Source organism: Pseudomonas mandelii (assembly GCF_002251635.1).
Classification (GTDB): Bacteria; Pseudomonadota; Gammaproteobacteria; order Pseudomonadales; family Pseudomonadaceae; genus Aquipseudomonas; species Aquipseudomonas mandelii_B.
Genome location: NZ_NMOJ01000012.1, coordinates 109,274 through 123,639, shown reverse-complemented (window position 1 = coordinate 123,639; position 14,366 = coordinate 109,274). Strand labels below are relative to the sequence as shown.

At 59.0% G+C, this 14,366-nt stretch carries 10 protein-coding genes and 1 pseudogene; 5 read left to right on the top strand and 6 right to left on the bottom strand.

What is annotated here, in order from left to right; genetic code table 11:
• Position 1: 1 nt before the first annotated feature.
• Positions 2–1,534, bottom strand: a complete 1,533-nt coding sequence (locus B7L09_RS02085; protein ID WP_094467500.1) for an efflux transporter outer membrane subunit — start codon at positions 1,532–1,534, stop codon at positions 2–4.
• Between the two features lie 113 nt (positions 1,535–1,647).
• On the opposite strand from B7L09_RS02085, the pseudogene B7L09_RS32725 reads away from it, so the two are divergent.
• Positions 1,648–1,743: pseudogene (locus B7L09_RS32725) on the top strand (transporter suffix domain-containing protein); the annotation flags it as partial.
• Positions 1,744–1,753: 10 nt separating this feature from the next.
• Here the strand turns inward: B7L09_RS32725 and B7L09_RS02080 are convergent.
• Both B7L09_RS02080 and B7L09_RS02075 read right to left on the bottom strand, forming a co-directional pair.
• A complete protein-coding gene (locus B7L09_RS02080; RefSeq protein ID WP_094467499.1) occupies positions 1,754–2,386 on the bottom strand; it encodes a response regulator in 633 nt (210 codons plus the stop codon).
• 33 nt (positions 2,387–2,419) lie between these two features.
• Complete coding sequence (locus B7L09_RS02075) at positions 2,420–3,787, bottom strand: cache domain-containing protein (protein ID WP_094467498.1); 1,368 nt, start codon at positions 3,785–3,787, stop codon at positions 2,420–2,422.
• Positions 3,788–4,166: 379 nt separating this feature from the next.
• On the opposite strand from B7L09_RS02075, the gene B7L09_RS02070 reads away from it, so the two are divergent.
• The 4 genes from B7L09_RS02070 (at position 4,167) to B7L09_RS02055 (ending at position 10,512) form a co-directional block, all read left to right on the top strand.
• A complete protein-coding gene (locus B7L09_RS02070) occupies positions 4,167–6,224 on the top strand; it encodes a carbon starvation CstA family protein (protein WP_094467497.1) in 2,058 nt (685 codons plus the stop codon).
• A 16-nt stretch (positions 6,225–6,240) separates the two neighbouring features.
• A complete protein-coding gene (locus tag B7L09_RS02065; RefSeq protein WP_010460111.1) occupies positions 6,241–6,438 on the top strand; it encodes a YbdD/YjiX family protein in 198 nt (65 codons plus the stop codon).
• Between the two features lie 220 nt (positions 6,439–6,658).
• Positions 6,659–7,480, top strand: coding sequence for a polyphosphate kinase 2 (ppk2, locus tag B7L09_RS02060; protein ID WP_094467496.1), 822 nt, complete (start codon positions 6,659–6,661; stop codon positions 7,478–7,480).
• 146 nt (positions 7,481–7,626) lie between these two features.
• A complete protein-coding gene (locus B7L09_RS02055; protein ID WP_094467495.1) occupies positions 7,627–10,512 on the top strand; it encodes a sensor domain-containing phosphodiesterase in 2,886 nt (961 codons plus the stop codon).
• Between the two features lie 64 nt (positions 10,513–10,576).
• On the opposite strand, the gene B7L09_RS02050 is transcribed toward B7L09_RS02055, so the two are convergent.
• The 3 genes from B7L09_RS02050 to B7L09_RS02040 all read right to left on the bottom strand — a co-directional run bounded on the left by B7L09_RS02050 (position 10,577) and on the right by B7L09_RS02040 (position 14,366).
• Complete coding sequence (locus B7L09_RS02050; RefSeq protein WP_094467494.1) at positions 10,577–11,431, bottom strand: amino acid ABC transporter substrate-binding protein; 855 nt, start codon at positions 11,429–11,431, stop codon at positions 10,577–10,579.
• Positions 11,432–11,478: 47 nt separating this feature from the next.
• Complete coding sequence (gene potE, locus B7L09_RS02045) at positions 11,479–12,819, bottom strand: putrescine-ornithine antiporter (RefSeq protein ID WP_010460119.1); 1,341 nt, start codon at positions 12,817–12,819, stop codon at positions 11,479–11,481.
• 113 nt (positions 12,820–12,932) lie between these two features.
• Positions 12,933–14,366 carry an efflux transporter outer membrane subunit gene (locus B7L09_RS02040; RefSeq protein ID WP_010460121.1) on the bottom strand — a complete coding sequence of 478 codons (1,434 nt, stop codon included), beginning with the start codon at positions 14,364–14,366 and terminating at the stop codon, positions 12,933–12,935.

Below are 14,366 nucleotides of genomic sequence, written 5' to 3'. Positions count from 1 at the left end.
GCTATTTACCTTGTGCGGCAGGGAGGGCGGCGGGTTCGCTCAGCAGGTCGCCCCAGTCGGTGCGTTTTTCCATCTGCTGACGGGTGGCTTCATCGACTTTGGGCTGGGCGCTGTACCAACCGCCACCGAGGGATTTGTACAGGGCAATCAGATTGCTCACGGCGTTGCTGCGGGCGACCAGATAATTGTCCTGTTGTTCGAGCAGTGCGCGCTGGGCATCGAGCACGCGCTGAAAGTCCGAGTAACCTTCGCGGTACTGCGCGCTGGCCAGCACCAGCGAGCGTTTGGCCGCCACTTCGGCCTCGCTCAGGATGCGTTCGCGCTCCAGCGATTTGATCAAGCCAGTGGCGGCATCGTCAGCCTCGCGCGCGGCCTGGCGGACTTTGTCGCGATACGCCTCGATCAGTTGCTGCAACCGCGCATCCTGGACGCGCACGTTGTTGCTGATCTGGCCATGGTCGAACACGTTCCAGCGCAGGCTGGGACCGCCGATCAGGTCCAGGCTTCTGGACGTACCGTTGAGCGTGTCGGCCGACCAGACGATGCTGCCGAGCAAGGTCAGCGACGGATAGAAATCACTCTCGGCCACGCCAATCAATGCCGACTGGGCGGCGACATTCAGCTCGGCAGCGCGCACATCGGGCCGACGCAGCAGCAGATTGGCCGGGACATCCTGCAGTACGGCGCGATCGACCAGTGGTATCAAGCCTTCGTTTTCCACTCGTTTTGGTAGCGCGCCGGGCGGTTGCCCGATCAGCACGGCCAAGGCATTACGCGTTCGTTGCAGTTGGTCTTCGAGGGTGGGGATGGTGCTCAGGGTGCCGAGGTATTGGGTTTTGGCCTGCTGCAGGTCGAGTTCCGCTTGCTGGCCACTGTTGAACAGCTTTTCGGTGATCTCGAAATTACGCTTTTGCTGTTTGGCGTTCTCCCGGGCAACGCGTAACCGCGCCTCGGTGGTGCGCAACGAAAAGTAGGTGTCTGCGACCTGAGCGCGCAGCAATACCAGCACGTCTTCATAGTTGGCCTGGGCGGCAAAATAGCTGGCGTCGGACGATTCGATGGCTCGGCTGAAACGCCCCCAGAAGTCCAGCTCCCAGCCAATGTCGAACCCGGCGCTGTATTGCCAGAAATGGCTGTCCTGGGGATTGGTGCCACCCGATTGCCGGCGGTTGAAGTACAAACTGTCGGCGCTGGCCTGCTGCAGTTGCGGGTACAGACCGCTTTGCGCAATGCCCAGCTGGGCACGGGCTTCCATCACGCGCAGGCCGGCGATTGTCAGGCTCGAATTATGAGCATCCGACTCGGCGATCAGCTGATTGAGCAGCGGATCGTTGAAGACCTGCCACCACTGGCGGATATCGGGATTCGTTCCGCGCTGACTGGCCTGTTCAAGGGCCGTGGTGTTCCAGTGTTCGACCCACGCTTCGCCCGGTGGCTGGAAGTCCGGCCCCAGCCGCACGCAGCCACTCAGGCCAAGTGCGCCGAGCAAGAGGAGGTGGCCTGGCAGCCTCGGCAAGGAACGGCCTCGATGCATTGCGTATCGTCCAACCAGGAAAGGTCACTGGAGCATAGCCGTCCAAATGAGCAACCGGCTGCTAAGCTTCTCAGGCACCCTCAAACCTTCTGCGATCACTTATAGGCAGGACNGTCGGCAGTTTTTTTGTGCTGGGGGGCAATTTCTGGGAAAAGGTGCGGGCGTTGTTTATCCGCACTGCGAAGGTCGTCAATCCAGGGGCGGCGTGATGCGTGCCCGTTACCGCGAAATGATCCCGTGATCGATCGCGTATTTGACCAGGGCCGCGGGTTTGTCGATGTTGAGTTTGCGGCGGATGCTCAGGCGATGGGTTTCTACCGTGCGCACGCTGATGTCGAGCTCGCGGGCCATTTCTTTGTTGTTCAAACCCTGAGCCATTTTGTACAACACCTGGCTTTCGCGGGGTGTCAGTTCGTTGTCGGTGCTTTTGTCGGCAATCAGCCGCTGGGCGATTTCCGCGCTGTAGAACGTGCCGCCACTGGCGATGGCTTCGATAGCGGCAATGATTTCCCGCGACGGTGAGTTCTTCAGCACATAGCCGCTGGCGCCGGCGCGAACGGATTCACTCACGTATTCATAATTGTCGTACATGCTCAGCATCAGCACCTTCAGCGACGGGTACTGGGCGCGCAGCACGCGGGTCAGCTCAAGCCCGTTCATGTCGCGCAGGCTGATGTCGACCAGCAACAGGTCTGGCTGGCAGCGCCCGACCATCTCGATGGCCTGCGCGCCACTCTCGGCTTCGCCCACCACTTCCAGAGGCGCCATAACCGCGAGCAGCGCTTTGATCCCGTCGCGGACCAGGGAGTGATCGTCGACCAGGGCGACGCGGATCGGGTAGGGCAGGTTCATCGCGGGTATTCACTCTTGTTGTAATGGGGTGGGTCAGCGTTTTGCGCCGGGTATTTTCATCGGCAGCAGCACGTCCAGCTCACTTCTTCCGGGCACCGATATCAGGTCGAAACGTCCACCAAAATGTTCGACACGCTCACGGATATTACGCAGGCCGATGCCCGCATGGCGACGTTCGACCTGGGCGACGTTGAAGCCGACACCGTCGTCGACCACTGTCAACCGCACGGACTCTTGTGACCCATGCAGGGTAATCGAAACGTTTTTAGCCTGTGCGTGGCGTTCGATGTTGGTCAGGCCTTCTTGCACAATCCGAAACAGCGAAACCGCTGCGCCATCCACCAGATCGCAGGCGAATTCATTATCGTCGTAAGTCACGGTGAGACCGCTGCGCTGCTCGAATTCCGCGGCGAGCTGGCCGATCGCCGCCGGCAGGCCCAGGGTGTCGAGCAGCGACGAGCGCAGGTCGTGAGAAAGGCTGCGAACCTCGCCAATCGCGTCGCCGAGGCGCGCCGTGGCGTCTTTTAGTGTGCTTAACCCTTTGTCTTGTCGCTGGTCATTCTCCAGCAGCAGACTGGCCAGTTCGAACTGAAACTTGATGGAGACGAGCACCTGACTGATGCCGTCGTGCAGCTCGCGGGAAACCCGTGAACGCTCTTCCTCCTGGAGGCTGACGATCCGCTGGGTCAGGCGCTGGAGCTTTTTGTCCGCCAGGCGATGCTCGCTGACGTTGAGCGTCATGCCGCTGGCGAAGACGAACAGCACGGCCACGAGGGCTACTGCGGCAATCGCCAGCATGGTCTTGCGGATGCCCTGTGCCACTTCATCGCGCGCTTGCTGGGTGGCGCGCTCAACGTCTTCAAGGTAAATGCCGGTGCCGAGCATCCAGCCCCAACGGTCCAGCATCACGACATAAGCGAGCTTGTCGGTGACCTGGCCGGAGGAAGGCTTGTTCCAGGCGTAACGCTGAAAACCTTCGCCGGATTGCGCACTTTTGAGCAACGCCTGAATTACCGGTAAACCGTGGGGATCTTTCATGTCCCACAGGTATTTGCCCACCAGTTCCGACTGGCGCGCGTGCATCAGGCTGCGGCCCTCGCGGTCGTAGACGAAGAAGTAGCCGTTGATGCCAAAGCTGAGCTTGCGCAGTTCTTCCAGCACTTGTTGCTGGGCATGCTCGTCACCGTGGCCATCGTCGTACAGCGGTGCGATCAGACTCTGCGCCATTTCCACGTAGTTTTTAAGCTCGGCGCGTTTGCTCGCCAGAATGCTGTCTTCAATCAACTGCGCCTGTTGATCGCCGAGTTGGCGATTCAGGGAAATCACCAGCGCGCAGATCACCGCGATCGCCAACACCAGCGGCAGAATCCCGAGCGCGACGATTTTGTGTTTGAGCTGCATCTTGGCTCCTGACCGGACCGAGGGAAGGCGATGGCCCGGCATCATATGCCAAAGATACGCACGTCCAGTAGCGGTGCTGGACGGAATGACCTGCGGCGATGGTGTCCGCCTATAGAAATACAAAACCCTGTGGGAGCGGGCTTGCCCGCGAAGGCGGTGTAACAGCCAACAGAGATGTTGGATGTGATGGCCTCTTCGCGGGNTTGCATTTCAACTTAAAGATCAGCGGTGTCTACGTAGAACTACGTAGTTACCATGTACGTAGTAACGCGGATTTATTTGTAGACGGCATGCGGGGATATTGGGCCAGCTCCGCACCGCGGACACAATTATAAAAAATTACCGCCGCAGTCCACTGGCTGTCGGCAGGAGACACGCTATGCCCCGTATGGCTAAACACCTCGCCTGGTTTGCCGTGGCTGTCCTGGGAGCGTTTGCGCTAAGTGTCGTGGCCCTGCGCCGCGGCGAAGCGATCAACGCCCTGTGGATCGTAGTCGCAGCAGTCGCTATCTACCTCGTTGCCTACCGCTACTACAGCCTGTTCATCGCCACCAAGGTGATGCAACTCGACCCCAATCGTGCCACGCCCGCCGTCATCAACAATGATGGCCTGGACTACGTGCCGACCAACAAACACGTACTTTTCGGTCACCACTTCGCGGCCATCGCCGGCGCGGGTCCGCTGGTCGGCCCGGTACTGGCGGCGCAAATGGGCTATCTGCCCGGCACGCTATGGCTGATTGCCGGCGTGGTGCTGGCCGGTGCGGTTCAGGACTTCATGGTCCTGTTCATGTCCACTCGCCGTAACGGCCGTTCCCTGGGCGATATGGTCCGTGAAGAAATGGGCCGTATCCCTGGCACCATCGCGCTGTTCGGCTGCTTCCTGATCATGATCATCATCCTCGCGGTGTTGGCATTGATCGTCGTGAAAGCCCTGGCCGAGAGCCCATGGGGGATTTTCACGGTGATGGCGACCATCCCGATCGCGATGTTCATGGGCATCTACATGCGCTACATCCGCCCGGGTCGTATCGGTGAAATCTCCATCGTCGGTGTGCTGTTGCTGTTGGGTTCGATCTGGCTCGGTGGGCAGATTGCTGCTGATCCGGTCTGGGCCAAAGCGTTTACCTTCACCGGTATTCAGATCACCTGGATGTTGATCGGCTACGGTTTTGTCGCCGCGGTATTGCCGGTGTGGCTGATTCTGGCCCCGCGTGATTACCTGTCGACTTTCCTCAAAATCGGCACCATCGTGGCGTTGGCGATCGGCATTCTGGTCACTATGCCCGACCTGAAAATGCCGGCACTGACCCAGTTCATCGACGGCACCGGGCCGGTGTGGAAAGGCGGGTTGTTCCCGTTCCTGTTCATTACCATTGCCTGTGGCGCGGTCTCGGGTTTCCATGCGCTGATTGCCTCCGGCACCACGCCGAAACTGTTGGCCAGCGAAGGCCATGCCCGTTACATCGGTTACGGCGGCATGCTGATGGAATCTTTCGTCGCCATCATGGCGATGGTCGCGGCTTCGGTGATCGAGCCAGGCGTGTACTTCGCCATGAACAGCCCGGCGGCGCTGGTGGGTTCTGATGCTGTTTCGGTTGCTCAGACCGTCAGCAGCTGGGGCTTCGCCATTACTCCAGAAGCGCTGCAAGCGGTGGCCAAGGACATCGGTGAAACCACGATTCTGGCCCGTGCCGGTGGCGCACCAACGTTGGCGGTCGGTATCGCGCAGATCCTGCATCACGTTCTGCCAGGTGAAAACACCATGGCGTTCTGGTACCACTTCGCGATCCTGTTTGAAGCGTTGTTCATCCTGACGGCCGTCGATGCGGGCACCCGTGCCGGACGTTTCATGTTGCAGGATTTGCTCGGTTCGTTCGTACCGTCCCTCAAGCGAACTGACTCCTGGCCGGCCAACCTGATTGCGACCGCCGGTTGCGTGGCGATGTGGGGTTACCTGCTGTACCAAGGCGTGATCGACCCGCTCGGTGGCATCAACACCTTGTGGCCGCTGTTCGGTATCTCCAACCAGATGCTGGCCGGTATCGCGCTGATGTTGGCGACCGTCGTGCTGATCAAAATGAAACGTCAGCGCTACGTCTGGGTGACCATGTTGCCAGCCGTGTGGCTGCTGATCTGCACCACCACCGCAGGCTTCATCAAGCTGTTCGATGCCAACCCGGCGATCGGCTTCCTGTCGCTGGCCAAGAAGTACAGCGATGCCCTGGCCGGCGGCCAGATCCTCGCCCCGGCCAAGAACATCGACCAGATGCACCACGTGATCTACAACGCCTACACCAACGCAACGCTGACGGCGCTGTTCCTGCTGGTGGTCTTCAGCATCCTGTTCTTTGCGCTCAAGGTCGGCATTGCCGCCTGGGGCAGTAAGGAACGCACGGATAAAGAAGCACCGTACCAGGCACTGCCGCAAGCGTGAGGGAGGAGGGCGCCAAATGTTCAATGACCTGAGTCGCCTCGGTAAATACCTCGGTCAGGCCGCGCGTTTGATGGTGGGCATGCCGGACTACGACACCTACGTCGAACATATGCAGGGCAAACACCCGGACAAGCCGGTGATGAGCTACGAAGTGTTCTTTAGGGAACGCCAGGAAGCGCGTTACGGGAGCAAGGCCGGGCCTAAATGTTGTTGAGGTAACAGCCGGCTTGATGCAATANNTGTGGGAGCGGGCTTGCTCGCGAATGCGGTGTGTCAGTCAACANATNNGTTGACTGACACACCGCATTCGCGAGCAAGCCCGCTCCCACATTTGNTTTGTGTTGTCTTTCAAATCCCTAGCGACTTCTTCGTCACCGGTAAATCTTTATCCATGGACTAAACTCAGCGAGCCAATCGACTGCGAGGTGTTGTTCATGGCAAAGGACAAGAAACCCACCAAAAAACGTAACTCCGTCGACAGCGTGAAAATGTCGAACAAGGACTACCTGAGTGAACTGCGCCGACTGCATGTCGAAATAGTGAAGTTGCAGGAGTGGGTGCGACATAAGGGCATCAAAATCTGCATTGTTTTCGAGGGGCGCGACGGAGCGGGCAAGGGTGGAACAATCAAGGCGCTGACCGAACGGGTGAGCCCACGGATCTTTCGCGTTGTGGCGTTACCTGCACCGACCGATCGCGAAAAAAGCCAGATGTACATACAGCGCTATCTTCCGCATTTGCCGGCGGCCGGCGAAGTGGTGATTTTCGATCGCAGTTGGTACAACCGTGCGGGCGTCGAACGTGTGATGGGTTTTTGCACCAAGGAGCAGGCTGTCGGTTTTCTGAAGGCTGTGCCTCTGGTGGAGCGCGCCATCGTCGACTCGGGCGTTATCTTGATCAAGTACTGGCTGGAAGTCAGCCCGGAGGAACAGACCCGTCGGCTTGAAGCGCGCATCAAGGATGGGCGCAAAATCTGGAAACTCACTTCAATGGATCTGAAGTCGTACAGCCGCTGGTACGACTACTCGCGCGCTCGTGATGACATGTTCAAGGCGACGGATACCGAACATGCCCCCTGGCTGGTGGCGAACTCGAACGACAAACGACGGGCTCGTTTGAACATCCTCACCGATTTGCTCAGCCGCATTCCCTACAAAGAGGTGCCACGCGAGAACGTGAAGTTGCCCAAGCGTCAGCGGCCGGGCGGTTATCACGAGCCGGATTACCCACTTAGGCGTATTCCCGAAAAGTTCTGAGCGCGTCGCTTCATCTTTGATTGGCACTAAAGCGAATAAAACTATTGAAAAAACTTTATATAAGCTTTAAACAAACAGGAAGATCACTGGCATATTGCTAGCAATTAATAAGTGGATATCGCCAGTTTTTGGCACAGGGAGCGCTGATGAGTTTTCGTCCATTGACCGACTCCCCGCGGCAATCCGTTGTCGCCAAGCCACTGAAGAGTCGGCCGGATGCTGTCGGCATGGCCCGCGCGGGCAATGAAGCAGCAGTCGACCAACTGCTATCCTCGGCGCGCCACTGGGCTCACACCACCGAATGGGTGGTGTACCGTGCCGGCGACCAAATGCATTTGGTCGGGCAGGGCGACCCGCAGGTGAAGTGGCCGTCCAGCGTGGCGAATGAAGAATTTGAGGCCTTTTGCCAGGCCCGGCACTTGCACCGTTGGCCGACCGGTCGAGGCGAAAGTGTACTGGGATGGCTGCTCGCGCCCATCAAGGATGCCGCAGAACCGGCGCTCGCCGAACTTGCCCAGCGCTTGGGCATGCAGATACAGACCGATACCCTTGCCCGTGCGCAAATTACTCAACGTGTGCTGTATGAAATTACCTACCTGGCCAGTTCGACCCGCGACCGGTTTATATTTCTGGTGGGGGTTCACCGGCTGCTGGCGAGCCTGATCGACGCCGAGAACTTCTATCTCGCACTGTATGACCCGCACACCGGCAAGATTGACTACCCGTATTACGTCGACATCATCGACGTTGATGCCGTTGAGGCCGAACACTACGAGTACCTCGATGCCTCGCACCTGTCGTTGACGGGCCAGGTGTTGACCACGGGCCAGCCGTTGCTGATCGACGCCGCCGGCATTCGCGCGGCTCAGGCCGATGGGCGCTTCTATTGCGTGGGGGATCGTCCCGAGTTCTGGATGGGCGCGCCGTTGAAAAATGCCTCGGATGACGTGTTTGGCATGCTGGCGATGCAGGTCTACGACGTTTCCCGTACTTACAGCGCTGAAGACCGTGCGCTGTTTCTGGTGGTGGCCCGTCACGTGGCCATGGCGCTGGACCGGATCCTGCACCGCGAGAACCTGGAAGGGATCGTCATGCGTCGCACCCTGGAGCTTTCGGCACTCAACGACGCCTTGAGGCAGGAAGTAGCAGAACGTGAGCGCGCCGAACATCTGCAGAGCGCGTTGTTCCAGATTGCCGAGCTGTCGAGCCAGCCTGGCGATATGGCTGAACTGTTTCAAACCCTGCATGGCATCGTCGGTGATCTGCTGTTCGCGCAGAACTTCTACATCGCGCTGTTCGACGACGCGACCACTGAAGTGACCTTTCCGTATTACGTTGATGAACGACAGACGACCTGCCCGTCGGCGCGGCGTGGACGCCGGGGCCTGACTGAGTACGTGATTCGTCAGCGTCGACCTTGTCTGATTGATGCCGGCGAGGCTGACCGATTGCATGCGCACGGTGAAATCGAAATTGCCGAAGAGTGCTACCGGTCCTACTCCTGGCTGGGCATTCCCTTGTTCGATGGCGATGTGGTGCGTGGGGTGCTGGCGGTGCAAAGCTATACCTCGCAAGTGCGGTATACCCTGCGTGACCAGGAGCTGCTGACGTTTGTGTCGCGGCACATCGACACAGCGTTGTCGCGACGCACGGCCGCCGAAGCCATCCATTCCGCCAACCTCAAGCTCGAAGCCCGGGTGCAGAGCCGCACCCGAGAACTCGATCACGCCAATGCCAAGTTGCAACACGAAAACTCCCACGATGCGCTAACCGGGCTGCCGAACCGTACCTACCTGCAACAGCACCTCAATCAGGCCTGGTCGCGATTCGGCAGCGAAGGCGGGCACCTGGCGGTGATGTTCATCGACCTTGATCGTTTCAAGATGGTCAACGACAGCCTCGGCCACCATTTCGGCGATCTGCTGTTGATGCAGGCCGCCCACCGTTTGCGCAGCTGCCTGCGTGACACCGACATGCTCGCGCGATTGGGGGGCGATGAGTTCTCGGTGCTCGCTCCCGAGGCGCCGCTGGACGTGGTGATCGAAATCGCCGAACGGATCCTGGTGGCGTTTGACCTGCCGTTTTTTATCAATGGCCATGAGGTTTTTTCGTCCTGCAGTATCGGTATTGTCAGCGCCGACAATCAGTTCCATCACGAACCGGCCGACTTGCTGCGCGATGCCGATGCGGCGATGTACCGGGTCAAGAGTGCCGGTCGCGACAGCTACGCGGTGTTCAATCAGGAAGTGCGCCGAGAAGTCTCAGACCAGATGGAGCGCGAAGGGGCTTTGCGCAATGCGCTCAAACGTACCGACGAACTGCTGCCGTATTTTCAGCCGATTGTCAGCGTTGAAACGGGTGAGCTCCTGGCCCTTGAAGCGCTGATCCGCTGGCATCAGCCGGGCGGCCGAGTGATTGCGCCAGGGGAGTTTTTGCCGAATGTCGAGGGTTTACGTCTGATCGGCCGACTGGACCTGTACATGCTCACCAGCGTCGCAGTGATCCTCGCACACCCTCAACACGCCAATTGGCCGCCGGTGCATGTGAATTGCTCCAGCTACAGCATGACGCGCCCGGACTTCGCCAGTGATGTGCTTGCCCTGTTGGCGCAGCATCGGGTCGCGCCGTCGCGGATCTGCCTCGAGTTGACCGAAGGCGCGCTGGTGGCCGAGCCGGCTATTGCCCGGCAGAACATGCAGCAATTGGCCGACAATGGCATGTCAGTGGTGCTCGATGATTTCGGTGCAGGATTTTCATCTCTGAGCTACGTGCATCAATACCGTTTCAGCGGCTTGAAGATCGACAAGTCATTCATCCTCGAACTGACCACCAGCGCCCGCAGTCGCGCGATCGTGCGGGCAATTGTGCGGATGGCCGAATCGCTGGACCTGAGCGTGGTGGCCGAAGGTGTGGAGGATGAAGCAACGCTAATCTTGCTGCGCGAAATGGGGGCAGGGCAGGCCCAGGGTTATTATTTTGCCAAACCTATGGGCTTGGAGGCGTTGTTGAAAACTTCGCTGGTCGATTGCTAGGGTTTGTAATGTTTCGAGGCAGTAGAGGACCGGGCACTGATCACTTTGAAGTCCCTATATATAACTAAACTAAAGATACATTTAGCATATCAATCTCGCCCGAGCGGTACATGTCACTTAGCGCGGTATCGACCAGCAAACGGAAGTCTTCATCGTTTCGATCCACTGCCATTGCAGTCGGTGCGTACTCGAAAATTCGGTCGAGCAAAACCAGATTGCTTGCAGACTTATCCGTGGCGAGAAGATTTTTCAGCACCATGCGTTCGGCGAAGAAGGCATCGGCCTTGCCTTCGGCGACCTGCTTGAGGCCTGCCGCGGTATTTTCGACAGTGACAAGCGTGGCCACGACCCCGAGTAATCGCATCCGCTCACGGATCCATGTCTCAGTGACTCCGCCTGCAATGGCGGCATAGGTCTGGTTGGACAACCCATGGTTGATCGTCGCTCGCCACGTTGGTCCGGTGTTAGCCACCTTGCCAGCAAGCGCATTGAGCAACGGCTGCGGTGCATCCTGACGCACCACTACCGAGAGGCCAGCCGTGTAGACCGGTACTGAGTAGCTCACCCTCTTGCGCCGCTCCAGAGTGGGGGCGGTCGGTGTACAGAGAATGTCGATTTTCCCCGAGCTGACGGCATTTATCTCGTCGGTGGGTGAGACCGACAGGTAGCGTATTTGCAAACCAGGCAGAGCCAATTCGGTCTTGACCTTGTCGGCGATCTTCAGGCACAGATCGATCGCATAACCGCTCGGTATATCGCTTGCCTGGGCGCTAAAAGGGGGGAAGTTCGGCAAGTAGCCGAGGGTGAAGGATTGAGTCGTCCGCACGCGCTCAAGCGTATCGGCACCCGCCAATACCGGCATCAGCGTGAGCAGGCAGACGAGCAGCAGGTTGTTGGCTTTGGACATTTTAACGTTCATATCCTGGTTCCCCGAATTCAGATGGCTGGCAGTCCTGAAGACGACGGTCAAGGGATGTTGGCCTGAGTCTGAGGCGGTGCAGATGGCTCGACAAACCGTTTGGAGAGGAAGCCGTAAAGCAGGTAGCCGAACGCCAGGACAAGGGCGCCGCCGAACACGGCTTCTTTGCCGCAGGCATACAAAGCGTACAAGGAGTAAGCCACGGCAATCAGTAACAGCGCCGTATTGCGGGTGTATACGCCTGCGCTGACTTTGGCTTTGTACATCATGACCAGCAGGCCGGTGGCCGCCGTCACATAGGGGATCAGGTTGGTCACTGCCGCCAGGCTGACGAGTTTTGCAAACTGAGCGCTGGCGTTGGGCGATATGGTCGACAGCGCCATCAAGGTCTGCAACACACCGCAGACAAGCATGCCGACAATGGGCGCGTTCAGCGCACTGACCTTGCTGAACAGTTTGGGAAACATGCCCTGGTCAGCCGTCATCTTGGCCGTTTGCGCCAGGGTGAACTGCCAACCCAGCAGCGAACCGACACAAGCCAATACTGCCAGGGCCATGATGATATTGCCGACTGTCGGGTTGAACATGTGTGCATAGACGAGCGCGAAAGGGGCCGATGAGTTGGCCAGTTCGGCATTGGGTATGATGCCCTGAATAACGGACGTCGACAGCACGTAAACCACTGCTGCACCGAGCGTGCCGAACAGGCAAGCCAGCGGCACCGTGCGCTTGGGATCGTCCACGGCATCGGAAGCCTGAGCCGCCGACTCCATGCCGAGGAAGGCCCACAGCGTCAGGGGGATCGCTTTGCTGATGGCTTCGGAGATGGGCAGTTCGTTGGGGTTCCATGCGGCAGCCAGCACGTCAGGCTTGAACCAGAACCAACCGATGATGCACAAGCCGGCCACCGGGATGATGACACCCCACACGGTGATCGCACCGATCTTGCCGGTGATGCCGGGGCCGCCAAAGTTGGCCACGGTGGTCAACCAGAGCAAGCCGACCGTTCCGATGAACAATGGAATGGCGCCACTTCCCAGCCACGGCAGGAACGATGTCATGTACCCCACCGCGGAGATGGCGACGGCCACGTTGGCGATAGCCAGCGAAAGGAAGTACAGGTACGAGCAGAGGAAAAACCCTGATTTGGCGTGTGCCTCTTCGGTGTAGGCAGACAACCCTCCTGGACGCGGGCAGAAAATACCGCACTGGGAAAAGCAGTAGGCGATGGACATTGAGCCAATGGCCGTGACGATCCATGACAACAATGAAACAGCCCCGAGTTGCGCCATGCTTGTCGGCAACATGATGATGCCTGAGCCCATCATGTTCACCGTGACCAGTGTGGTGAGCCCCATGAGGCTCATTTTCTTGCTTGAGTCGGCCATCGGAAACTCCTGGATCTGCTCGACGCATTGACCCTGTGCCCGACGCTTGGATACTTGTCGTCGGGCAAGGGCTTAACCTTGGTGTTTTTGTGACCCCATCTGTCTAGCGCTAATCAGGGTGGCTTTTCGCTTGCAGTGACGGTCAGCTTGTCCGCTTCGGTTACCCAGCCTCCGCCAGTAGCCTTGTAAACATCGACCATGGCGCTGAACACCGAACCCCGGGTCCGGGTGTAATTCAACTCGGCGTCGAACAAGCTTCGTTCGGCATCCAGTACTTCTATGTAGCTGGTGTATCCGTTGTCGTAGCGCAGACGCGCAAACCGGGTGTAAGTGCGCAACGCCTCGACCTGATTGGCCTGGGACACCATCTGCTCGCGGGATTTGCTCGCCGCCACCAGTGCGTTTTCAACATCCCTGAAAGCCGACTGAATGGTCTTTTGGTAGGCCAGCAAGGTTTGTTGCTGGAACGCCTCGGCTTGCTGGACTTCACCGGCGATGCCACCCGCGGTGAAAATTGGCATGCTCGCGGCGACACCATAGGACCAAGTGGCGGCGGGCCCGGTGAACAAATTCGAGAGTTGATCACTGACTGAGCCCAGTAGCCCGGTCAGGGAGATCGTCGGGAAATACAGCGCCTTGGCGGCACCGATGCGGGCATTGGCGGAAATCAGATCCAGCTCGGCCTGACGCAGATCGGGGCGTCGTTCCAATAAGTCCGAAGGCAAGCCGGCAGGCACCAACGGTAGCGTCAGTTGGGCCAGGTCACGTCCGCGCAGGATTGGGCCCGGGTTGCGTCCCAACAGCACGGCCAGGTTGTTTTCCTGCTGTGCAACCTGGGACTCGAATTGCGATACAGAGGCCTGGGTGCGCTGGAACTCGGAGAGGTTTTGCGCCAGTTCCATTTCGGAAATGGTGCCGGCACCAAAGCGCAGTTTGAAAATCTCGTAGGAGTCGCCGCGGGCCTTGGCAGTGGTGCGGGCGATTTCCAGTTCGCGGTCGAGATCGCGAAGCAGGATGTAGCTGGATGCCACCGACGACACCAGGCTCAGAATGACCGTGCGCCGGCCTTCTTCAGAGGCCAGCAGGTCAGCACGTGCGGATTCATTGAGGCGCCGCAAACGACCCCAGATATCCAGCTCCCAGCTGACACTGAGGGTGGCCTGGTAGTTGTTGTAAATCGGATCGACGTTGGCATCCAAAGGCACCGGGCCGTTGTCGCGTGGCGCCCTGGACCGACTGCCTTGCGCGCCGGCGCCGATTTGCGGAAACATCTGCGAGCGCACCACTCCGTAACGGCCCTGGAATTCCTCGACCCGGGCGGCGGCAATCTTGATGTCTTTGTTTTCCGCCAGCGCCGTGCGAATCAGGTCATTGAGCGCCGGATCCTTGAACTGTTCCCACCACAGCGTATTGGACAGGTCATGGGCTTCCTGGTCTGCATAACGGTAGGTTGCCGGGGTGTCCGTGGTCGGACGTTGGTAGTCCGGGCCGAGCATGCAGCCCGTCAGGCCCAGGCACACCACGAGGGGAAGATGAAAGGTGCGCAT